The sequence below is a fragment of the Hydrogenophaga sp. genome (genome assembly GCF_041913525.1).
Lineage (GTDB): Bacteria > Pseudomonadota > Gammaproteobacteria > Burkholderiales > Burkholderiaceae_C > Hydrogenophaga.
On record NZ_JAYSFD010000002.1, the window covers coordinates 402,902 to 424,867 of the forward strand.

General features: G+C 69.6%; 20 protein-coding genes. 10 read left to right on the forward strand and 10 right to left on the reverse strand.

The annotated features are described in order from the left end of the window. Positions 1-4 precede the first annotated feature (4 nt). Entirely contained in the window at positions 5-1,729 is a 1,725-nt protein-coding gene (recJ, locus tag ACE3RQ_RS04865) for a single-stranded-DNA-specific exonuclease RecJ (protein ID WP_374520463.1), read from the reverse strand. Next, positions 1,726-2,679: a phosphoglycerate mutase gene (locus ACE3RQ_RS04870; RefSeq protein ID WP_374520465.1), complete on the reverse strand. Its 954-nt coding sequence runs from the start codon at positions 2,677-2,679 to the stop codon at positions 1,726-1,728. Before ACE3RQ_RS04870 ends, recJ begins: the two co-directional genes overlap by 4 nt. A gap of 80 nt (positions 2,680-2,759) precedes the next feature. On the opposite strand from ACE3RQ_RS04870, the gene ACE3RQ_RS04875 reads away from it, so the two are divergent. The 8 genes from ACE3RQ_RS04875 to ACE3RQ_RS04910 are packed head-to-tail and all read left to right on the forward strand — an operon-like array spanning position 2,760 to position 10,466. Further along, a complete protein-coding gene (locus tag ACE3RQ_RS04875; RefSeq protein WP_374520466.1) occupies positions 2,760-4,016 on the forward strand; it encodes a lipoprotein-releasing ABC transporter permease subunit in 1,257 nt (418 codons plus the stop codon). Further along, positions 4,009-4,728, forward strand: coding sequence for a lipoprotein-releasing ABC transporter ATP-binding protein LolD (gene lolD, locus ACE3RQ_RS04880; RefSeq protein ID WP_374520468.1), 720 nt, complete (start codon positions 4,009-4,011; stop codon positions 4,726-4,728). Before ACE3RQ_RS04875 ends, lolD begins: the two co-directional genes overlap by 8 nt. A gap of 18 nt (positions 4,729-4,746) precedes the next feature. Continuing rightward, positions 4,747-5,595: a TatD family hydrolase gene (locus ACE3RQ_RS04885; RefSeq protein ID WP_374520470.1), complete on the forward strand. Its 849-nt coding sequence runs from the start codon at positions 4,747-4,749 to the stop codon at positions 5,593-5,595. Beyond that, complete coding sequence (locus ACE3RQ_RS04890; RefSeq protein ID WP_374520472.1) at positions 5,592-6,098, forward strand: DNA-deoxyinosine glycosylase; 507 nt, start codon at positions 5,592-5,594, stop codon at positions 6,096-6,098. Before ACE3RQ_RS04885 ends, ACE3RQ_RS04890 begins: the two co-directional genes overlap by 4 nt. A 7-nt stretch (positions 6,099-6,105) precedes the next feature. Further along, on the forward strand, positions 6,106-6,864 hold the full coding sequence (locus tag ACE3RQ_RS04895) for a spermidine synthase (protein WP_374520474.1): 759 nt from the start codon (positions 6,106-6,108) through the stop codon (positions 6,862-6,864). A gap of 3 nt (positions 6,865-6,867) precedes the next feature. Continuing rightward, complete coding sequence (locus tag ACE3RQ_RS04900; RefSeq protein WP_374520475.1) at positions 6,868-8,670, forward strand: GspE/PulE family protein; 1,803 nt, start codon at positions 6,868-6,870, stop codon at positions 8,668-8,670. A gap of 47 nt (positions 8,671-8,717) precedes the next feature. Next, the gene (locus tag ACE3RQ_RS04905) at positions 8,718-9,647 is read left to right on the forward strand and encodes a DMT family transporter (protein WP_374520477.1); all 930 of its coding nucleotides are present in this window, start codon (positions 8,718-8,720) and stop codon (positions 9,645-9,647) included. Between the two features lie 21 nt (positions 9,648-9,668). Then, entirely contained in the window at positions 9,669-10,466 is a 798-nt protein-coding gene (locus ACE3RQ_RS04910) for an SDR family oxidoreductase (protein ID WP_374520479.1), read from the forward strand. Between the two features lie 18 nt (positions 10,467-10,484). On the opposite strand, the gene ACE3RQ_RS04915 is transcribed toward ACE3RQ_RS04910, so the two are convergent. Further along, positions 10,485-11,414 (reverse strand): DMT family transporter, encoded by a 930-nt coding sequence (locus ACE3RQ_RS04915; protein ID WP_374520480.1) that lies wholly within the window; start codon positions 11,412-11,414, stop codon positions 10,485-10,487. A gap of 131 nt (positions 11,415-11,545) precedes the next feature. Between ACE3RQ_RS04915 and ACE3RQ_RS04920 the strand changes: the two genes are divergently transcribed. Further along, positions 11,546-12,541: a quinone oxidoreductase gene (locus ACE3RQ_RS04920; RefSeq protein ID WP_374520482.1), complete on the forward strand. Its 996-nt coding sequence runs from the start codon at positions 11,546-11,548 to the stop codon at positions 12,539-12,541. A 16-nt stretch (positions 12,542-12,557) separates the two neighbouring features. On the opposite strand, the gene ACE3RQ_RS04925 is transcribed toward ACE3RQ_RS04920, so the two are convergent. The 4 genes from ACE3RQ_RS04925 to ACE3RQ_RS04940 form a co-directional block, all read right to left on the reverse strand. Continuing rightward, complete coding sequence (locus ACE3RQ_RS04925) at positions 12,558-13,721, reverse strand: aminotransferase class V-fold PLP-dependent enzyme (protein WP_374520484.1); 1,164 nt, start codon at positions 13,719-13,721, stop codon at positions 12,558-12,560. An 84-nt stretch (positions 13,722-13,805) separates the two neighbouring features. Next, a complete protein-coding gene (gene lspA, locus ACE3RQ_RS04930; protein WP_374520485.1) occupies positions 13,806-14,315 on the reverse strand; it encodes a signal peptidase II in 510 nt (169 codons plus the stop codon). Continuing rightward, entirely contained in the window at positions 14,315-17,170 is a 2,856-nt protein-coding gene (ileS, locus tag ACE3RQ_RS04935; RefSeq protein WP_374520487.1) for an isoleucine--tRNA ligase, read from the reverse strand. Before ileS ends, lspA begins: the two co-directional genes overlap by 1 nt. Positions 17,171-17,279: 109 nt before the next feature. Continuing rightward, the gene (locus tag ACE3RQ_RS04940; protein WP_374520488.1) at positions 17,280-18,332 is read right to left on the reverse strand and encodes a bifunctional riboflavin kinase/FAD synthetase; all 1,053 of its coding nucleotides are present in this window, start codon (positions 18,330-18,332) and stop codon (positions 17,280-17,282) included. Positions 18,333-18,495: 163 nt separating this feature from the next. On the opposite strand from ACE3RQ_RS04940, the gene ACE3RQ_RS04945 reads away from it, so the two are divergent. After that, positions 18,496-19,053 carry an HNH endonuclease gene (locus ACE3RQ_RS04945; protein WP_374520490.1) on the forward strand — a complete coding sequence of 186 codons (558 nt, stop codon included), beginning with the start codon at positions 18,496-18,498 and terminating at the stop codon, positions 19,051-19,053. A gap of 15 nt (positions 19,054-19,068) precedes the next feature. On the opposite strand, the gene ACE3RQ_RS04950 is transcribed toward ACE3RQ_RS04945, so the two are convergent. Genes ACE3RQ_RS04950 through ACE3RQ_RS04960 form a run of 3 tightly spaced genes read right to left on the reverse strand, consistent with a single transcriptional unit; the run spans position 19,069 to position 21,943 of the window. Beyond that, on the reverse strand, positions 19,069-19,629 hold the full coding sequence (locus ACE3RQ_RS04950; RefSeq protein WP_374520492.1) for a redoxin domain-containing protein: 561 nt from the start codon (positions 19,627-19,629) through the stop codon (positions 19,069-19,071). Next, complete coding sequence (locus ACE3RQ_RS04955) at positions 19,629-20,744, reverse strand: acyl-CoA dehydrogenase family protein (protein WP_374520494.1); 1,116 nt, start codon at positions 20,742-20,744, stop codon at positions 19,629-19,631. Before ACE3RQ_RS04955 ends, ACE3RQ_RS04950 begins: the two co-directional genes overlap by 1 nt. Positions 20,745-20,761: 17 nt before the next feature. Then, on the reverse strand, positions 20,762-21,943 hold the full coding sequence (locus ACE3RQ_RS04960) for an acyl-CoA dehydrogenase family protein (protein ID WP_374520496.1): 1,182 nt from the start codon (positions 21,941-21,943) through the stop codon (positions 20,762-20,764). Between the last annotated feature and the right edge of the window lie 23 nt (positions 21,944-21,966).

The following is a 21,966-nucleotide window of genomic DNA, read 5'->3' on the forward strand; positions in this document are numbered from 1 at the left end:
GGGCTTACAGCTCCGCGGCTTCCACCAGAAAACGCACGCGGCGCTGGCCCTGCCACTCGTCCGCGTCCAGCCGGAAGGCGATCTTTACCCGCGTGGGCAGCGGTTCGCTGTGGCCGAACCAGATCGCGTCCACCGCGTCGCCTTGGTGGCGAATCTTCAATGACAGGTGCTTCTCGCCCACCAGGCGCTGGCTGATCACCTGCACTTCTTCGCAGAACACCGGGGGCGCGAAGCCCTGGCCCCACACCTGCTGGTGCAGCGTGTCCACCAGGTCGGGCCGGCGGTACTGCGGCTCCAGCGGGCCGTCGGCTTCCAGGCGGCGCTGCAGCGTGGCCTCGTCCAGCCACTCGTGCGCCACCTGTTGCAGGGCCATCTCGAAGGTCTCGATGTGCTCTTCGGCCACGGTGCAGCCGGCGGCCATGGCGTGGCCGCCAAAGCGCAGCAGCACACCCGGGTGGCGTTTGGCCACCAGGTCGAGCGCGTCGCGCAGGTGAAAGCCGGCAATGGAACGGCCCGAGCCCTTGAGCTCGTGCTCTTTGCCGGGCGCGGCACTGGCCGCGAACACGAAGGTGGGGCGGTGCAGCTTGTCTTTCAGGCGCGAGGCCACGATGCCCACCACGCCCTCGTGGAAGTCGGGGTCGAACACCACCAGCGCGGGCGGCGGCTGCTCGCTCTCGTCGAACATCGACTCGGCGATCTCCATGGCCATCTCGCGCATTTCGCCTTCGATGTTCTTGCGCTCGCGGTTGATGCCGTCCAGCGTGCGCGCCAGTTCCTCGGCGCGGCCTTCGTCGTCGGTGGTCAGGCACTCGATGCCCAGGGTCATGTCGGCCAGGCGGCCGGCCGCGTTCAGGCGCGGGCCCAGGGCGAAGCCGAAATCGAAGCTGGTGGCGGCCTCGGGCTTGCGGGCGGCTGCCCGAAACAGCGCGGCCATGCCGGGCGGCATGGCGCCGGCCCGCACGCGCTTGAGGCCCTGGGCCACCAGGCGGCGGTTGTTGGCGTCGAGCTTGACCACGTCGGCCACGGTGCCCAGGGCCACCAGGGGCAGCAGGGTGTCGATCTTGGGCTGGCTCTGGGCGGTGAACACCCCGCGCTCGCGCAGCTCGGCGCGCAGCGCCAGCAGCACGTAGAACATCACGCCCACGCCGGCGATGGACTTGCTCTCGAAGGTGCAGCCCGGCTGGTTGGGGTTGACGATCAGACAGTCGGTGGGCAGCACGGTCTGGCCGTCTTGCTGGGCGGGCAGGTGGTGGTCGGTGACGATGACCTGCAGGCCCAGTTCGCGTGCGGCGCGCACGCCTTCCAGGCTGGCGATGCCGTTGTCCACGGTGATGAGCACGTCGGCCCCGGCGGCCTTCACCCGCTTGGCGATGGCGGGCGTGAGGCCGTAGCCGTCCACCACGCGGTCGGGCACCAGGTACTGCACGTGCGGCGCGCCCAGCAGCTTCAGGCCGCGCAGCCCCACGGCGCAGGCGGTGGCGCCGTCGCAGTCGTAGTCGGCCACGATGCACAGGCGCTTGCCTTGCGCGATGGCGTCGGCCAGGGCGCGGGCGGCCTCGGCCGCGCCGAGCAGGGTGGAGGGCGGCAGCAGGCGCGCCAGGGCGTCGTCCAGCTCGTCGGGGCTGCGGATGCCGCGCGCGGCGAACAGGCGGGCCAGCAGCGGGTGCAGGCCGCTTTGTTCCAGTGCCCAGGCGCTTCGCGGGGGCACGTCTCGGGTGATGATTTTCATAGCGCGTCGAGCACAGAGTGAGCGGTGGGGGCCGGGCGCAGGCGCTGGCCCAGGCGGGCCAGCCAGCCCGCGTTGGAGGGGGTGAAGGTGCGGGCCAGGCGCTCGCCGCACAGGGTGATGGCCACCGGCTCGCCGCGCGCCAGGCGCTCGCGCCAGGCGGGCAGCACCTCGGCGTCCAGCGTGGCCCAGGCCTGGCGCCAGGCGGCCCAGTCGGCGCGCAGCGCGGCCTCGCGCAGTCGATCGTCCACCACCGGGCTAGGCGCCAGGGCGGCACCTGCGTGGGCGCCCGCGCCGCTGGCCCAGAAGCCGTTGACGATGGCCTGGCGCGCGGCCTCGCGGGCGTCGTTCACCGGGTGGGTGTAGAAGAGCATTTGCGCCTCGCTTTGCAGGCGCTTGAGCCAGGCCGCGCCCTCGCCTTGCGGTTGCCAGGGCGCTATCGAGCGACCGGCCACGCGGTCCAGGCTGGCGCAGGCCAGGCCACGCAGGCGCTCGCCGCTGGCCAGCCAGCGCGTGGGGCCGAGGTAGCGCAGGCCCACGCCGTCTTCGGCGCACAGCGGGGCCAGGGCGTCGAACAGGGGGCGGGCGTGGGTGTCGTCCAGGCCCAGGTGCTCGGCCGGCACCAGGCTCACGTGGTCCATGCCCACCTGGAAATGCGCGGGGTGGAACCAGGCCTGGGGCAGGCCGGGCTCGGCGCTGTCCAGGGCGGCCCAGGGCAGTTGGCCGTCCACGGCGGGCAGGCCGCGAGCCCAGGCCAGGGCGTGTTCGTGCGGCGGGCTCAGGCTGAACTCGTCGGTGCCGTGTTCGGCGGTGCTTTGCAAGCGCGCCAGCAAGGCCGACAAGGTGGGCAGTGGCGTGCCGCGCAGGGCTTGCATGGCCGCGGGCTCGGCCACGCCGGCAAAGGGCAGCAGCAAGTGGGCGTGGGGCTCTGGGGCCTTCGGGGACGGGGACATGTCCCGATTGTCGGGGATGCCACAATGCCCCCCGCGCCTAAAGGCCGGACCCCTGATGGCCGGGCGCCTGGTCTCGTCTTATGCAGATCCCCTACGAACTGATCCTGGGCTGGCGCTACACCCGCGCCGGCCGCGCCACGCGGCGCAACGGCTTCATCTCCTTCATCTCGGGCGTGTCCATGCTGGGCATTTCGCTGGGGGTGGCGGCGCTCATCATCGTGCTGTCGGTGATGAACGGCTTTCAGAAAGAGGTGCGCGACCGCATGCTGGGTGTGCTCTCGCACATTGAGGTGTTCGATGCCGGCGGCCAGGCCATTGCCGATTTGCCCGGCACCCTGGCCACCATCGAGCGCCACCCGGCCGTGCTGGGCGCGGCGCCCTTCGTGGGCGCGCAGGCGCTGATCGCCCGTGGCGAAGACATGAAGGGTGTGCTGGTGCGCGGCATTGACCCCGCGCTGGAGCCCAAGGTCACCGATCTCGCGGCCGACCTGTCCGACACCGTGCTGCCGCGCCTGCGCCCGGGCGAATTCGGCATCGTGCTGGGCGGCGAACTGGCGCGCAGCCTGGGCGTCGTGGCGGGCGACACCGTCACGCTGATCGCGCCCAGCGGCCAGGTGACGCCGGCCGGCGTGGTGCCCCGCGTGCGCACCATGGCGGTGGTGGGCACCTTCGATTCCGGCCATTACGAATACGACTCGGCCCTAGCCATGCTGCACGTGGACGACGCCGCGCGCATCTTTCGCGTGGAAGGCCCCACCGGCGTGCGCGTGAAGATCAAGGACTTGCACGCCGCCCGCGAGGTGGCCGCCGAGCTGGCCGGTCAGCTTGACCCCGGCATGCTGGTGCGCGACTGGACGCGCCAGAACCGCACCTGGTTCGCCGCCGTGCAGTTGGAGAAACGCATGATGTTCATCATCCTCACGCTCATCGTGGCGGTGGCGGCGTTCAACCTGGTGTCCACGCTGGTGATGACGGTGACCGACAAGCGCGCCGACATCGCCATCCTGCGCACCCTGGGCGCCAGCCCACGCAGCATCATGGGCGTGTTCGTGGTGCAGGGCGCCATGGTGGGCGTGATCGGCACCGGCGTGGGCCTGCTGCTGGGCCTGGGCGTGGCCTTCAACATCGACACCATCGTGCCGGCGCTGGAGCGACTGCTGGGCGCGAGCTTCCTGCCGCAGGACATCTACCTCATCAGCCGCATGCCCAGCGACCCGCAGCGCGGCGACATCGTGCCCGTGGGCCTGATTTCCCTGGCGCTGGCCTTTGTGGCCACGCTGTACCCGAGCTGGCGCGCCAGCCGCGTGAACCCCGCCGAGGCCCTGAGATATGAGTGAACAAGTGACTGTTCGGGCCGAAGGCGCCAAGGCCCCCAACCCGCCGGTGGTGTTGAGCGCCACCGGCCTCACCAAACGCTTCACCGAAGGCCGGCTGGACGTGACCGTGCTGCAAGGCGTAGACCTCACCGTGCGCACGGGCGAAACCCTGGCCATCGTGGGCGCATCGGGTTCGGGCAAGAGCACGCTGCTGCACCTGCTGGGCGGGCTGGACGTGCCCACGGCCGGCAGCGTCACACTGGCCGGGCAGAACCTGGCCTCGCTCAGCGCGGCCCAGCAAGGCGCCCTGCGCAACCAGTACCTGGGTTTCGTCTATCAGTTCCACCACTTGCTGCCCGAGTTCAGCGCGCGGGACAACGTGGCCATGCCGCTGTGGATTCGCCGTGCGCCGCGCGCCCAGGCCGCGAAGCAGGCCGAGGCCATGCTCACGCGCGTGGGCCTGGCCGGGCGCTTGCACCACCGGCCGGCCGAGCTGTCGGGCGGCGAACGCCAGCGCGTGGCCATTGCGCGGGCGCTGGTCACGCGGCCAGCCTGCGTGCTGGCCGACGAGCCCACCGGCAACCTGGACCGCGCCACCGCGGAAGGCGTGTTCCAGCTCATGCTGGAGCTGGCGCGCGACCAGGGCACGGCTTTCATCGTCGTCACCCACGACGAGACCCTGGCCGCCCGCTGCCACCGTGTGCTGCGCCTGACCAGCGGCGTGCTCACCTGACCCTGGGTGCTGGCGGCCATGTGGATCGACACCCACTGCCACCTCGACGCCCCCGAGTTCGGGCCTGACCACGCCGGGGCCATTGAGGCCCGTGCGCGCGCCACCGCGCTGGGCGTGGGGCGCTGCGTCATCCCGGCCGTGGAGCGGGCCAACTTCGACACCGTGCGCGCGCTGGCCCATCGCCTGGGCGATGCCTATGCCCTGGGCATTCACCCGCTCTACGTGCCCCGCGCCAGCGACGACGACCTGGCCGCGCTCGATGCCCAGCTCAGCGCCCACCGCGATGCCCCGCGCCTGGTGGCCGTGGGCGAGATCGGGCTGGACTTTTTCGTGCCCGAGCTGTGTGAGCCCGCCATGCGCGAGCGCCAGCTGGCCGTGTACCGCGCGCAGCTTCGCCTGGCGCGCCAGCACCGGCTGCCGGTGATCCTGCACGTGCGGCGCAGCGCCGACGCGCTGCTCAAGGCCCTGCGCGAGTTGCCCGTCTGCGGTGGCATTGCCCACGCGTTCAGCGGCAGCGAACAGCAGGCGCGCGCCTTCATTGACCTGGGCTTCAAGCTGGGCTTCGGCGGCGCCATGACCTTTGAGCCCGCGCGCCGCCTGCGCGAGCTGGCCCGCACCTTGCCGCTGCAGGCCCTGGTGCTGGAGACCGACGCGCCCGACATTCCGCCCCAGTGGCTCTACACCACCGCCGCCGAGCGCGCCGCCGGCCGGGCACAAGGCGTGAACACGCCGGCCGAGCTGCCCCGCATCGGCGCGGTGCTGGCCGAGCTGCGCGGGCTCAGCCAGGAAGCCGTGCAAGAGGCCACCACCGAAAACGCCTTGGCCGCGCTGCCCCGGCTGCGCCCGTTGCTTGAGGCTTGGCCATGAGCGAGCCCCGCCTGCAGGGCCTGGGGCCGGTGTTGGACGCCGACACGCGGCTCATCGTGTTGGGCAGCTTCCCCGGCGTGGCTTCGCTGCGCGCCCAGCAGTACTACGGCCACCCGCAAAACGCCTTCTGGAAGATCCTGGGCGAGCTGTGGGGCCTGCCCCTGGCGCAGCGGCCTTACGCCGAGCGCGTGCAGGCCCTGCGCGAGCACGGCCTGGGCCTGTGGGACGTGTACGCCAGTTGCGAGCGCGAAGGCAGCCTGGACAGCGACATCCGCGAGCCGGTGCTCAATGACCTGGCTTCGCTGCGCCAGCATTGCCCGCGCCTGGAGGCCATCGCCCACAACGGTGGCGAGAGCTTTCGCCACGCGCGCCACACCCGCGCGCTGGGCCTGCCGGTGTACCGCCTGCCGTCCACCAGCCCGGCCAACGCGGGCTGGTCGTTCCAGCGCAAGCGCGAGGCCTGGGCCGAGGTGCTGCGGCGCCATGGTGTGGCACGCCCATAATCGGGCGATGGCTTCTTCCCGACCCCCGACCTTGCCCGAGGTCACCATTTCCGAAGACGGCGAGGTGCGCTTCCTGCACCTGGGCACCGAGTGGATCCAGGGCTCCATGCTGCTGGACTCTCCCTTTGACATCGAGCTGGACTATGTGCAGCGCATGATGGCCTGGCTGCTCTTCGTCGACCCCGACACCGTGCCCAAGCGCCGCGCCCTGCAACTGGGCCTGGGCTCGGCCGCGTTGACCAAGTTCTGCTTCAAGAAGCTGCGCATGGACACCACGGCCATCGAAATCAACCCGCAGGTGCTGGCGGTGTGCCGCCAGTGGTTCAAGCTGCCGCCCGAGAGCGCCCGCCTGCGCGTGCTGCTGGCCGACGCCGGCCAGGAGATCCGCCAGCCGCAGCACCTGGGCCGCTTTGATGCAGTGCAGGTGGACCTGTACGACCACGAGGCCGCCGCGCCCGTGCTCGACAGCGCCGACTTCTACGCCGATTGCCGTCAGTTGCTCACCGACGAAGGCTGCATGACGGTGAACCTCTTTGGCCGCGACGCCAGTTACGAGCGCTCGCTGGCCAGCATCGCCCAGGCCTTTGGCGAAGACGCGGTGTGGGCCTTCAAGCCCACGCGCGAAGGCAACACCATCGTGCTGGCGCAGCGCACGCCGCAGCACCCCACGCGCATGGCCCTGCTGGCGCGGGCCGAAGAGATCCAGTCGCGCTGGGGCCTGCCGGCGGTGAAGTGGATGCGCCTGTTCAAACCCATCGCCAAATAAGCCATGAAGCACGCCGCGCTCCCCGCCACTGAGCACCACGGCCCGCTGGACTGGCGCACGCTGGTGAACTGGCTGCGCGCCGACGGCGTGATCACGCCCGACGAGGCCGACCGCACCGTGGCCCGCTGCTCGTCGGCCCACAGCGCGCAGCCGCCGCTGCAGCGCCTGTCGGTGGTGGGCATGTCGGGCGCCGACGGCCGCGTGCTGGACGCCGAGGCCCTCACCGAATGGCTGGCCCGCCGCACCGGCCTGGGCTACCTGCGCATCGACCCGCTGAAGGTGGACGTGGGCAAGGTGGCCGACGTGATGAGCGCGGCCTACGCCGAGCGCCACAAGGTCTTGCCGGTGCAGGTGGGGCCCACCGAGGTGGTGGTGGCCACGGCCGAGCCCTTTGTGCGCGACTGGGTGGGCGAGGTCGAGCGCCAGACCCGCAAGACCGTGCGCCTGGTGCTGGCCAGCCCACAAGACATCGCGCGCTACACGGCCGAGTTTTTCGCGCTGGCCAAGTCGGTGCGCGCGGCCAGCAAGCTGGGCGGCTCTAACGCCTTGTCCAGCTTCGAGCAACTGGTGGAGCTCGGCAAGGCCAACAAGCAGCTCGACGCCAACGATCAGGGCGTGGTGCAGGTGGTGGACTGGTTGTGGCAATACGCCTTTGACCAGCGCGCCAGCGACATCCACCTGGAGCCCCGGCGCGAGCAGGGCGTGATCCGCTTTCGCATCGACGGCGTGCTGCACCCGGTGTACCAGCTGCCCCTGGGCGTGATGAACGCCATGACCTCGCGCATCAAGCTGCTGGGCCGCATGGACGTGGTGGAGAAGCGCCGGCCCCAAGACGGCCGCATCAAAACCCTCAAGCCCGCTGGCCCGGGCGGGCGTGGCGACGAGGTGGAGATGCGCCTGTCCACCCTGCCCACCGCCTTCGGCGAGAAGCTGGTGATGCGAATCTTCGACCCCGAGTCCACCGTGAAAGACCTGTCTGCGCTGGGCTTTGCGCCGCACGACGCGCAGCGCTGGGAGGCGCTCACGCAGCGCCCGCACGGCATCGTGCTGGTCACCGGCCCCACCGGCTCGGGCAAGACCACCACGCTCTACGCCACGCTCAAGCGCCTGGCCACCGAAGAGGTGAACGTGAGCACGGTGGAAGACCCGATTGAGATGATTGAGCCGGCCTTCAACCAGACCCAGGTGCAGCCCCACCTGGACCTGGACTTCGCCCAGGGCCTGCGCGCGCTCATGCGGCAAGACCCGGACATCATCATGGTGGGCGAAATTCGCGACCTGGCCACCGCCGAGATGGCGGTGCAGGCCGCGCTCACCGGCCACCTGGTGTTCTCCACCCTGCACACCAACGACGCGCCTTCGGCCGTGATGCGCCTGCTGGAACTGGGCATTCCCCCATACCTCATCAACGCCACCGTGCTGGGCGTGCTGGCGCAGCGCCTGGTGCGCACGCTGTGCAGCGCCTGCCGCGAGCGCGAAGACGAGGCCACCGCCAGTGCCTCGCGCCAGGCCATGGCCGAACTGGTCAAGCCCTGGACGGTGAGCGGCGGTTACCGCCCCTACCGGCCCGTGGGTTGTGTGGACTGCCGCATGACGGGCTTTCGCGGGCGCATGGGCCTGTACGAACTGCTCACGGTGAGCGAGGCCTTCAAGGAAAAGGTCAGTCGCGAACCCAACCTGGAGGCCTTGCGCCAGCAGGCGGTGCAAGACGGCATGCGGCCCCTGCGCCTGGCCGGCGCGGCCCGCGCCGCCGAGGGCCTGACCACGCTGGACGAGGTGCTGGCCTGCACGCCGCCCATGCAGTGATCGGCTGAGCGGCCCGGGGGGTTTGTCGGCGCAACGATAATCACCGCATGCCCCCCTCTGTATCCAGGCCGCCGCACCTGCTGTCCGGCCTTCTGCTGGCGTCTGCCGGCGCCATTGCCTTCAGTGGCAAGGCCATCGTCGTCAAGCTGGCGTACCGCTACAACGTGGACGCGGTGACGGTCATCATGTACCGCATGCTGTTCGCGCTGCCGCTGTTTCTGCTGCTGCTGTGGTGGACCAGCCGCCCCGTCAACGGCCAGAAGCCCGAGCCCCTGCGCCGGCGCGACTGGCTGGGCGTGCTGGGCTTGGGCGTGACCGGCTATTACCTGGCCAGCTTTCTCGATTTCTGGGGGCTGGAGTACATCAGCGCCAGCCTGGAGCGGCTGATTCTTTACCTCAACCCCACCATCGTGCTGGTGCTGGGCTGGCTGCTCTTCAAGCGGCCCATCGCCGGCATCCAGATCGTGGCCATGGCGGTGAGCTACGCCGGGGTTCTGCTGGTGTTCGGGCACGAAGTGGGCGCGCAAGGCCCGCACGCCTCGTTTGGGGCTGCGCTGGTGTTTGGCAGTGCCATCAGCTACGCGCTGTACCTCATTTACAGCGGCGAAATGGTCAAGCGCCTGGGCTCGCTGCGCCTGGTCAGCCTGGCCACCACCGTGGCCTGCGTGCTGTGCCTGCTGCAGTTCGTGCTGCTGCGCCCCCTGAGCGCGGCCGACGTGGCGCCAGAGGTGCTGTGGCTGTCGCTGCTCAATGCCACGGCATGCACCGTGGCGCCGGTGGTGATGGTGATGATGGCCATCGAGCGCATCGGGCCAGGCCTGACGGCGCAGACCGGCATGATCGGCCCGATGTCAACGATTCTGATGGGCGCGTTCATCCTGGGCGAGCCCTTGAATCCTTCCATCCTGGCCGGCACAGCGCTGGTGATGGCAGGGGTGTTTCTCGTCACGCGGCTGGGCAGGGCCCCCGCCAAATAAACCAAACAGGAGATTGCACACATGGATCTGGGCATTGCAGGCAAGTGGGCGCTGGTGGGCGGCGCGAGCAAGGGCTTGGGACTGGGTTGCGCCCAGGCCCTGGCCGCCGAAGGGGTGAACGTGGTCATGGTGGCGCGCGGCGCCGACGATCTGCAGGCCGCCGCGCAGGCCTTGCTGGCCGCCGCGCCCGGCGTGAGCGTGCTGCCCGTGGCGGCCGACATCACCACGCCCGAGGGACGCGAGGCGGCCTTCACCGTGGCCGGTGGCCCGGGCAAGGCCTTTGACATCGTGGTCACCAACGCCGGCGGCCCGCCCCCGGGCGACTTTCGCGCCTGGGACCGCGAGGCCTGGATCAAGGCGGTGGACGCCAACATGCTCACGCCCATCGAGCTCATCAAGGCCACGGTGGACGGCATGGCCTCGCGCGGCTTTGGGCGCATCGTGAACATCACCTCCAGCGCGGTGAAGGCGCCCATCGACATCCTGGGCCTGTCCAATGGCGCGCGCAGCGGCCTGACCGGCTTCGTGGCCGGCTTGGCCCGCAGTCCGCTGGCCGCTCAGGGCGTGACGCTCAACAACCTGCTGCCCGGCGCTTTCGACACCGATCGCCTGAAGGCCACTATGGTGGGCGCGGCGGCCAAGACCGGCCAGCCCATCGAGGCCATCGCCAACGCACGGCGCCAGGGCATCCCGGCCCGCCGGTTCGGCAACCCGGCCGAATTCGGCGCCATCTGCGCCTTCCTGTGCAGCGTGCACGCCGGCTACATCAACGGCCAGAACGTGCTGGCCGACGGCGGCGCCTACCCCGGCACCTTCTGAGCGCGGGGCGGCTTGTGGTCAGCGGCGTGAGCTGACCAAGATGCCGCCCACGATCAGCACAAAGCCCAGCACGTGGTACGCGTGCGGCGGCTCGCCCAGCATCACGGTGGACATCAGCCCCGCGAATAGCGGCGTGAGGTTGGCGAAGAAGGCGGCCGTGGCCGGGCCCACCCGGGCCACGCCCGCGCCCCAGCAGCGGTAGGCCACCACCGACGCGCCCACCGCCACGTACAGCAGGCCCAGCACCAGCGGCCAGCCCCACTGAATGTGCGCAGCCTCGCCGTCCAGCACCGTCCACTCCACGCCGGCCATCAGGCCCGTCCAGGCCAGGCCGAACACGGTCTGCCCGGCCAGGTAGGCGGCCCAGTCGGCCTTGATGGCGGCCGGCTCCGGCTGCGCCGGCGGGCGCACCAGCAGCCAGCTGTACCAAGACCACACCATGGCGGCCAGCAACATGAGCGCATCGCCCGGCACCAGGCGAATGGCCAGCAGGCCGTGCACATCGCCGCGCGAGAGCACCACCGCCACGCCGATCAACGAGAGCATGGCCCCCAGCGCTGCGCGCCGCGTGACGCGTACGCCAAACAGCACCCGGCCCAGCAGCAGCATCCACACCGGCATGCTGGCGGCCACCAGCGTCACGTTCAGCGGCGTCGAGGTCTTCAGCGCCATGTACTGCAGCGCGTTGTACGAGCCCACGCTGAGCACGCCCAGCAGGCCAAAGCGCCGCCAGTTCGCCCACAGGCCGCTGCGCGCGCGAAAAATCCACCAGGTCCAGGGCAGCAGCAACAGCAACACCAGCACCCAGCGCAACAGGTTCAGCGTGATGGGGGGTATCAGCCCATTCATCAAGCGGCCCACCACGGCATTGCCGGCCCACATCAGGGGCGGCAGCGCGAGCAGGGCGATGGTGGCAGGTGTGAGGCGAGCGGCAGGCGAGGCGGACATAGGGGCGCCACTGTAGCAAGCCATCAGGGTAAGCCCTGTCGTGTGGCCGATAGGGACACTGCGCAGGGGGCCGAAATCGGCGCCCAAATCGTGGCAGCATGCGCAGCACTTCAACCCGAGAGGAGACCTGCATGACCCAACAAAGCAGCCGCGCGGTGCGCATTCACGCCCACGGCGGTCCCGAGCAACTGGTGATCGACACCGTGACCGTGGGCGATCCCGGCCCCGGCGAGGTGCGCATTCGCCACCACGCCATCGGCCTGAACTTCATCGATGTGTACCAGCGCACCGGCCTGTACCCCAACGCACTGCCGCTGGCCCTGGGCATGGAAGGCGCGGGCGTGATCGAGGCGGTGGGCGAGGGCGTGACCCACCTGAAAGTGGGCGACCGCGCGGCCTACGCCGCCAACCCGCCGGGCAGCTACTGCGACGTGCGCGTCATGCCCGCCATGAACGTCTGCCGCCTGCCCGACGCCATCGACTTCGAGACCGGCGCGGCCATGATGCTCAAGGGCCTCACCGCCCAGTACCTGCTGCGCAAGTGCAAGCCGGTGGAAGGCCTGGAGGCGGGCGACTATGTGCTGTTTCACGCCGCCGCTGGTGGCGTGGGCCTGATCGCCTGCCAATGGGCGCGCGCCCTGGGCCTGCGCCTGATCGCCACCGCCGGCTCCGACGACAAGTGCCGCCTGGCCCTGGCGCACGGTGCCGAGCACGCCATCAACTACCGCACAGAGAACTTCGCCGCCCGCGTGAAAGAGATCACCAGCGGCCAGGGCGTGAAGGTGGTGTACGACTCGGTCGGCAAGGACACCTTCGAGCAGTCGCTCGACTGCCTGCGCCCGTTTGGCCTGATGGTGAGCTTCGGCAACGCCAGCGGCCCGGTGGCGCCGTTCGCGCCCGGCATCCTGGGCCCCAAGGGCTCGCTCTACGTGACGCGCCAGACCCTGTTCAGCCACATCACCAGCCGTGAGCGCACCCAGGCCATGGCCGACGACCTGTTCGGCGTGGTCACCAGCGGCGCGGTGAAAATTCGCATCGACCAGCGCTTCCCCCTCACCGAGGTGCAGGCCGCGCACCGCAGCCTGGAGGCCCGCGCCACCACGGGCTGCACCGTGCTGCTGCCCTGACGGGGCAGCGCCGGCCTCAGGCCGTCTGGGTTTGGCCTTGGGCCTGCGGCAGCGGGGCCACCCGTTGCAGGGCCTGTTCCAGGCGGCGCGCGGTGGCGGCCACGTCGTGCCACTTGTCCAGCCCGAACAGGCCCACCCGGAAGGTGCGGAAATCGGGCCCTTCGTCGCACTGCAGCGGCACGCCAGCGGCCGTCTGCAGGCCGGCGGCGAGAAATTTCTTGCTCGATTGAATGTCAGGGTCGGTGGTGTGGCTCACCACCACGCCCGGCGCCTGGAAGCCCTGGGCCGCCACGCTGGGGAAGCCGTGGCGCTCCACCAGGGCGCGCACCGCCAGGCCCAGGTCGATCTGCTCCTGGCGCACCCGCTCGAAGCCATAGCGCTCGGTCTCGGCCATGGTCTCGCGCAGGCGCAGCAGCGCGTCGGTGGGCAGGGTGGTGTGGTAGGCGTGGCCACCGCCCTCATACGTTTCCATGATCTGCAGCCACTTCTTCAGGTCCATCGCGAAGGTGGTGCTTTGCGTGGCGTCGATCGCCTGCCGCGCGCGCTCGCTCAGCATGACCATGGCGCAGCAGGGCGAGCTGCTCCAGCCCTTCTGTGGCGCCGAAATGAGGATGTCCACCCCGGTGGCGGCCATGTCCACCCACATGGCGCCTGAGGCAATGCAGTCCAGCACGAACAGGCCGCCCACCGCGTGGGTGGCGTCGGCCACGGCGCGCAGGTAGTCGTCGGGCAAGATCATTCCGCAGGCGGTTTCCACGTGCGGGGCGAACACCACGGCCGGTTTTTCGCGGGCGATGGTGGCCACCACCTCGTCGATGGGGGCTGGCGCCCAGGCCGCCTGCGCGCCGGGGCCAACAGGGCGGGCCTTGAGCACGGTGTGGCTGGCTGGAATGGCGCCCATGTCAAAGATCTGCGTCCAGCGGTAGCTGAACCAGCCGTTGCGGATGACCAGGGCGTGGCGGCCGGTGGCGAACTGGCGCGCCACCGATTCCATGCCAAAGGTGCCACTGCCGGGCACCAGCGCCACCGAGTGGGCGCGGTACACGCGCTTGAGCATGGCGCTGATGTCGGTCATGACGCGCTGGAAGCGCTGGGACATGTGGTTGAGCGCGCGGTCGGTGTACACGACCGAGAACTCGTACAGGCCATCGGGGTCGATGCTGGGCAACAGTCCGGGCATGGGTGTCTCCTGTGTAGGCGCGGGGCGAGAACCCCGGGCCGGGCAGGTTAGCACAGGGCCTACGGCCCTGAGGTGACCAGGGCGTCAGCGGCTGCGGCGCACGCGCCGGATCTCGTCCACGATGAGCGCCACCGCGCCCACGGTGATGGCCGCGTCGGCGATGTTGAAGGCCGGGAAATGGCCGCCGGGGAACACGCCCGAGAGGAAACGCCAGTGGAAGTCGAGCCAGTCCACCACGTAGCCGTGCAGCAAGCGGTCCACCACATTGCCCACCGCGCCGCCCAGGATGCACGACAGCGCAAAGGCAAACAGCTTCTGGCCCGGGTGCGAGCGCAGCATCCACACAATGAAGGCGGCCGCGCCCACGCCCACGGCGGTGAAGAACCAGCGCTGCCAGCCACCGGCGCCGGCCAGGAAGGAGAAGGCCGCGCCGGTGTTGTGCACCCGCACGATGTTGAAGAAGCTGGTGATGGTGGTGCTGTCGCCCAGCCGGTAGTAGCCCAGGATCAGCACCTTGGTGAACTGGTCGGCCACGAACAGAATGGCCGCCAGCCCCAGCCAGGGCCACAGCGAGGCGTTGCTGCCCTTGGCCATCACGCCGCGCTGCGGCTTTCGCCCGCGCCGAACAGGTTGCTGGTGCAGCGCCCGCAGAGGGTGGGGTGCGCCGGGTCGTGGCCCACGTCATCTCGGTAGTGCCAGCAGCGCTCGCACTTGGCCGAGGCGGCGGGGGTGACGGCCACCGACAGCTCGGCGCCGTCCACCACGGCCGCGGCCGAGGTGATGGTGACGAAGCGCAGGTCATCGCCCAGCGAGCGCAGCAGGGCCGCGTCGTCGGCACCAGCGGTGATGGTCAGCAGCGCCTGCAGCGACGAGCCCACCTGGCCAGCCGTGCGAACGGTCTCGATCTCTTTGTTGGCCAGCTCGCGAATCTCGCGCAGGCGGCCCCACTTGGCCAGGAGGGCCTCGTCGGCGCTGGGCAGGGCGCTGAAGGTCTCGAAGAAGATCGAGCCGCGGTTGGCTTCCTTGGCCAGCACCGGCCAGGCTTCCTCGGCGGTGAAGCTGAGGAAGGGCGCCATCCAGCGCAGCATGGCGTGGGCGATGGTGTGCAGCGCGGTCTGGGCGCTGCGGCGGGCGTGGCTGTTGGGCGCGGTGGTGTACAGGCGGTCTTTGAGCACGTCCAGGTAGAAGGCGCCCAGGTCTTCCGAGCAGTACACCTGCAGCTTGGCCACCACCGGGTGGAACTCGTACACGTCAAAGTGCTTCAGCACCTCGGCCTGGAACTGCGAGGCGCGGGCCAGGGCGTAGCGGTCGATCTCCAGCAGATCGGCCGTCGGTACGGCGTCGGTGGCCGGGTTGAAGTCGCTCAGGTTGGCCAGCAGGAAGCGCAGGGTGTTGCGGATGCGGCGGTAGGCGTCCACCACGCGGGCCAGGATCTTGTCGTCGATGTTCAGGTCGCCCGAGTAGTCGGTGCTGGCCACCCACAGGCGCACGATCTCGGCGCCCAGTTTGGAGGTGACGCTCTGCGGCTCGACCGTGTTGCCCAGGCTCTTGCTCATCTTGCGGCCCTGGCCGTCGGTGGCGAAGCCGTGGGTGAGCAGGCCGCGATAGGGCGCGCGGTCGTACAGGGCGCAGCCCAGCAGCAGCGAGCTGTGGAACCAGCCGCGGTGCTGGTCGTGGCCTTCGAGGTACAGGTCGGCCTCGGGGCCGCTGTCGTGGTGCATGCCGGCGTGCGTGCCGCGCATCACGTGCCAGAAGGTGGAGCCGGAGTCGAACCACACTTCCAGGATGTCGGTGCTCTTGGTGTAGTGCTCGGCATCCTGCGCGCCCAGGATTTCCTCGGGCGTCACGCGGCTCCAGGCCTCGATGCCGCCCTGCTCGACGATGGTGGCCGCCTGGTCCATGATCTCCATGGTGCGCGGGTGCAGCTCGCCCGAATCCTTGTGCAGGAAGAAGGGCAGGGGCACGCCCCAGCTGCGCTGGCGCGAGATGCACCAGTCGGGCCGGCCGGCGATCATGTCGCGCAGGCGGGCCTTGCCGTTCTCGGGGTAGAAGCTCGTCTGCTCGATGGCGGCCAGGGCCGTCTGGCGCAGCGTGCCGGGGGCCTTGTCCTTGGTGAACACGCCCTCGCCCTCGTCCATGCGCACGAACCACTGGGCAGCGGCGCGGTAGATCACCGGGGTCTTGTGGCGCCAGCAGTGCGGGTAGCTGTGGGTGATGCCCACGGTGGCCATCAGGCGGCCGTGCTCGCGCAGCGTGTCGATGATGACCGGGCAGGCCTTCCAGATGTGCTGGCCGCCAAACAGGGGCAGTTCGCTCGTGTACACCCCGTTGCCCTGCACCGGGTTGAGGATGTCGTCGTAGGCCAGGCCGTTGGCCACGCAGCTGTTGAAGTCGTCCACGCCGTAGGCGGGTGACGAGTGCACGATGCCGGTGCCGTCGCTGTCGCTCACGTACTCGGCCAGGTACAGCGGCGAGAGGCGCTTGTAGCTGTATTGGCCGCTGCCGCTGTCCGCATCGAACAGCGGGTGGCGGAACACCTGGCCGCGCAGGGCCTCGCCCTTGGCGGTGGCCAGCACGGTGCCGCTCAGGCCAAAACGCTCCAGGCACTTCTCTACCAGGCTGGCGCCCAGCAGCAGCACGCCCTTGGGCGTGTCCACCAGGGCGTATTCCAGCTCGGGGTGGGCGTTGAGCGCCTGGTTGGCCGGGATGGTCCACGCGGTGGTGGTCCAGATCACGGCGAAGGCTTGCTTGCCTTCGGGCAGCGCGCCCAGGCCAAAGGCGCGGGCCAGGCCGGCCGCGTCGTTCGACTCGAAGGCCACGTCCAGCGTGTCGCTCTTCTTGTCGGCGTATTCGATCTCGAACTCGGCCAGCGAGCTGCCGCAGTCAAAGCACCAGTACACCGGCTTGAGGCCGCGGTACACGAAGCCGCGCTCGATCACGCGCTTGAAGGCGCGGATTTCGCCCGCCTCGTTGGCGAAGTCCATGGTGCGGTAAGGGCGCTCCCAGTCGCCCAGCACGCCCAGGCGCTTGAAGTCTTCGCGCTGCTGCGCGATCTGCTCGGTGGCGTAGGCGCGGCTCTTGGCCTGCATGTCGTCGCGGCTGAGGTTGCGCCCGTGCAGCTTCTCGATGGCGTTCTCGATCGGCAGGCCGTGGCAGTCCCAGCCCGGGATGTACTGCGCGTCAAAGCCGGCGAGCTGGCGGCTCTTGACGATCATGTCCTTGAGCACCTTGTTCAGTGCGTGGCCGATGTGCAGTTTGCCGTTGGCGTAGGGCGGGCCGTCGTGCAGCACGAACAGCGGCGCGCCCTGGCGCGCGTCGCGCAGGCGCTGGTACAGGCCGTTTTCGTTCCATTCCTTCACCCAGCCCGGCTCGCGCTTGGGCAGGTCGCCGCGCATGGGGAAGGGGGTGTCAAGCAGGTTGACGGGGTAATCGGCTTTTTTCTCGGACATGGCAGGTTCCGTGGTGGGGTCGACAAGCTCAACCCTGGCGGGAATGAAGAGGGAAAACAGGCCGAGTGCCCCGAGCCTGTCCAAGGGCAGCGACCACGCGGCGTGGGCGTTAAATTCGGTCGCGCGTGGTCTGGCGGTGGGTCTGGGTGTGCAGCGACTCGAAGAAATGGCGTGCGTCGGCCACATCCTTCGCAATGCCCTGGGTGAGGGCGTCGAGGCTGTCGTACTTCAGCTCGTCGTGCAGTTTGTGCAGCAGTTCCACCCGCACGATTTTACCGTAGGCCTCCCCGCCAGGCAGTCGCTGGGCCAAGGCCTGCGGCCATTCCAGGCAGTGCGTCTCCAGCAGCACCCGCCCGCCGTTCACGTCGTTGGGGTCGAGCGAGGGCCGCACCCCCAGGTTGGCCACACCGGGCAGGGGCTGGTCCCACAGGCCGTGCACGTGCACCGCGAAAATGCCGCTGGCCGCCGGCTTCCAGTGCGAGAAGCGCAGGTTGAGGGTGCGAAAACCGTCGCCCTTGCCCTCGCCGCTCTCGCCCAGGGCACGGCCGAGCTTGCGCCCGTGCACCACGTGGCCGCTGATGGCGTAGGGCCGCCCCAGCAGGGCGGCGACAGCATCCATGCGGCCTTGGGCGAGCGCGTCGCGCACGGCCGAGCTGGACACGCGCAGGCCGTGCACCTCGTAGCTCTGCATGCGCGCCACGTCAAAGCCCAGGCGCGAGCCTGCCGCGTCGAGCATGGCGTAGTCGCCCGCGCGCTTGGCGCCGAAGCGGAAATCGTCCCCCACCAGCACGTACTTCACGCCCAGCGCGCGCACCAGGCTTTCTTCGATGAAGGCCTCGGGCGCCTGGGCCGCCAGGCGCTCGTTGAAGGGCAGCACCACGCACTGGTCAATGCCGCAGCGCGCCAGCTCTTCGAGCTTGTCGCGCAGGGTGGCGATGCGGGCGGGCGCGAGGTCGGGCTTGTGGTGCACGGCGGCGAAGTAGTCGCGCGGGTGCGGCTCGAAGGTCATCACGCAGGTGGGCACACCGCGGTGTTGGGCTTCGTTCTTGAGCAAGGCCAGCATGGCCTGGTGGCCGCGGTGCACGCCATCGAAATTGCCGATGGTCAGCGCGCAGCCGCGCGGGTCGACGGGGCAGCCAGGCAGGCCGCGAAAGATCTTCATGGGGAAAAGGGGGCTGATGGGCCACAAGGCCCGTGACGTCACCGAAGCGCGCTATATTGACACAGGAAAACGCATGCCCGCCGGTGTATCCGGCGATGGTGGCCGGCTCCGTGGGTGAACGGGGCGGCCTGGTTCGGTGTCACGTTGCACAAAGGAGCCCGTTTTGAAGGTCTTGAAGCTCTCTGCCCAAGGTCTGCCCCAATCGTGGATCAGCCTCGAAGAGGCGGTGTTGCACTACGCCGCCGATGAGGTGCGCTGGGAAATGGGGGCTCAGGTCGCGGTGTTCCATGGCGGGCACAACGCCATCACCGGCCGGCAGTCGATCATCACCATCAATTCCATCATTGGCACCCAGGGCGTGCCGCGCATCAATCCCTTCGAGTTGCGGCCCACCCTCACCAACCAGAAGCTGTTCTCGCGCGACCGCAACCTGTGCGCCTATTGCGGCAACCGCTTCCACGAAGACGTGCTCACCCGCGAGCACATCGTGCCCCTGGCCCAGCGCGGCGGCGATCACTGGATGAACGTGGTCACGGCCTGCCGCTCATGCAACCACCGCAAGGCCAACCGCACGCCCGAGCAGGCGCACATGCCGCTGCTCTACACGCCTTACGTGCCCAGCCTGTGGGAAGACTTCATCTTGCGCAACCGCCGCATCCTGGCCGACCAGATGGAGTTCCTGGTGGCGCACCTGCCCAAATCGTCGCGCCTGCACGCCTGAGGGGTTGGCGCCGGTTCAGCCGAAGCGGTCAATCCACCACAGGCGCAGCCGCATGCCGACGCCGGTGGTGTAGCCCACGCTGGGCAGGCGCAGGCGGCCCTGGCGGTCGATCACGGCAAAGGCCGGCACGGCCCGCACACCCAAGGCGCCGGCCACTGTCCCACGCGGGTCGATGGCCGTGGCCCAGGGCAGGCCGCGCTGGCGCAGCACCCGCTGCACCTGGGTGGCCTCGCCCGACTGCATGGCCACGGTGAGCACCGGCCAGTCGGCCGCGAGCGCGGTGACCGTGCCTTCCTCGGTGCGGCAGATGGGGCACCACTCGGCCCACACGTGCAGCGCCACGGCCCGTTCACCGTGCTGCGCGCGCCACGCCTGCAGGCTGGTGGCCACCACCTGGCCGTCTGGCCCCAGCAGCGCCAGCGGCAAGTCGGGCAGGGGCTCGGCCGGCACGTGGCGCGTTTGCCAGGCTTGAACACCCAGCACCACCGCCACCAAGAGCACCAGCGTGCCCAGGTGGCGGGGCCACTGGCGCCACTGCCGACCCACCCAGGCGCGCAGCCCTTGGCGCCAGTTCATCAGGCGAAGACGCCTGCCGTGTCTTGCATGCGCGCCGAGACCTCGCCCAGGTGGTGCAGGGTGTCGCCGAAGGTCATCTCCAGTTGCGTGAGCTTCTTGAAGTAGTGGCTCACGATGTACTCGTCGGTCACGCCGATGCCGCCGTGCAACTGCACCGCCTGCTGGCCCACGAAGCGCATGCTCTGGCCCAGCTGCACCTTGGCGCGGGCCAGCGCGGCGCGGCGCTCGCCAGTGGGGGCGTTGAGCTTGAGGCTGGCGTAGTAGCTCATCGAGCGCGCCAGCTCCAGTTGCATCTTCATGTCGGCCACGCGGTGGCGCAGGGCCTGGAAGCTGGCGATGGTCACGCCGAACTGCTTGCGGGTGTTCAGGTACTCGGCCGTGATGGCCAGGGTCTTGTCCATCACGCCCACCGCCTCGGCGCAGGCCGCGGCGATGCCAATGTCCACCGCGTGTTCGAGCGCGGTCTGGCCGTCGGTGGTGATCAGCTGGGCGGGCGCGTCCGTCAGCACCAGGTCGCCCGCGCGGCTGCCGTCCTGGGTGTGGTGGCCGGTGGTCTTGACGCCAGCCGCCTTGGCCTCCACCAAAAAGAGCGCGGTCTGGCCGTTGAGCTGGGCCGGCACCACGAAGGCGTCGGCCTGGTCGGCCGCGGGCACTAGGTTCTTGTGGCCGCTGAGGGTGTGGCCCTGGCCGCTGGCCTTGGCCGTGGCGCTCACGCGATCGAGCCGGTAGCGCGCCCCGCGCTCCTGGTGCGCCAGCACCACCAGGGCCTCGCCGCTGGCGATGCGTGGCAACCAGGCGGCTTGCAGCTCGGCCGGCGCGTAGGCGCCGATCACGCCGCTGGTGACGAAGGTCTGGCCCAGCGGCTCCAGCACGATGCCGCGCCCCAGTTCTTCCATCACCACCATGGCCTCCACCGGGCCCATGCCCAGGCCGCCGTGGTCTTCGCTCACGTACACGCCGGCCAGGCCCAGTTCGGCCAACTCGCCGTAGGCCGCGCGGTCAAAGCCGCCGGCCGCCACGGTGGCGCGCCGGCGCTCGAAGCCGTAGCCCTTTTCCACCCATTTCTGCACCGCGTCGCGCAGGGCGGCCTGATCGTCGGAAAAATCGAAATCCATGTGTGTCTCCTGCCCGTTCAGCCCAGCACGGTTTGCGCCACGATGTTGCGCTGAACCTCGTTGGAGCCGCCGTAGATGGTGGTCTTGCGCATGTTGAAGTAGGTGGCCGCCAGGGGCGCGTTGCCCAGGGCACCGCCGGGAAAGTCGCCTTGCCAGCCGGCCTCCATGGCCTCGAAGATGAAGGGCAGGCTGTAGGGGCCGGCGGCCAGCATCATGAGTTCGGTGTAACGCTGTTGAATCTCGCTGCCGCGAATCTTCAGCAGGCCGGCGATGTCCAGGCTCTGCTTGCCCGATTTTTCGGCCGACAGCACGCGCAGCACCAGCATCTCCAGCGCCACGATGTCCACCTCCAGCAGAGCAATCTGGTCGCGAAAGCGGCTGTCGTCCCACACGCCTTCGGCCTTGGCGATGCGCTTGAGCCGCTCCAGCTCGCGCTTGGCGCGGTTCACGTCGGCGATGTTGGTGCGTTCGTGGCTGAGCAGGTGCTTGGCGTAGGTCCAGCCCTGGTTTTCCTCGCCGATCAGGTTCTCGGCGGGCACTTCCACGTTGTCGAACCAGACTTCGTTCACCTCGCATTCGCCGTCGAGCAATTTGATCGGGCGCACGCTGACGCCGGGCGATTTCATGTCGATCAACAGAAAGCTGATGCCGGTCTGGGGCTTGCCCTCGTTGCTGGTGCGCACCAGGCAGAAGATCCACTCGCCGTACTGGCCCAGCGTGGTCCAGGTCTTCTGGCCGTTGACGATGTACTTGTCGCCCCGGCGCTCGGCGCGGGTCTTGAGGCTGGCCAGGTCAGAGCCCGAGCCGGGCTCGCTGTAACCCTGGCTCCACCACACCTCGCCGCTGGCGATGCCGGGCAGGAAGCGCTCTTGCTGCGCCTTGTTGCCAAAGGCCATGATCACCGGTGCCACCATCACCGGCCCGAAGGGCACCACGCGCGGCGCTCCGGCCAGCGCGCATTCCTCTTCAAACAAGTGCTTCTGCACCGCGTTCCAGCCAGGGCCACCGAATTCCTTGGGCCAGGCGTGGCCCAGCCAGCCCTTCTTGCCCAGAATCTTGGCCCAGCGCTGCAGGTCGTCGCGCGACAGACGCAGCGCGTTGTGCACCTTGTGGGCGATGTCCGAGGGCAGGTTGGCCCTCACCCAGTCGCGGATTTCCGCGCGAAACGCCTGCTCTTGAGGCGTGAATGCCAGATCCATCGGTGTCTCCTGTGGCGCGCCCC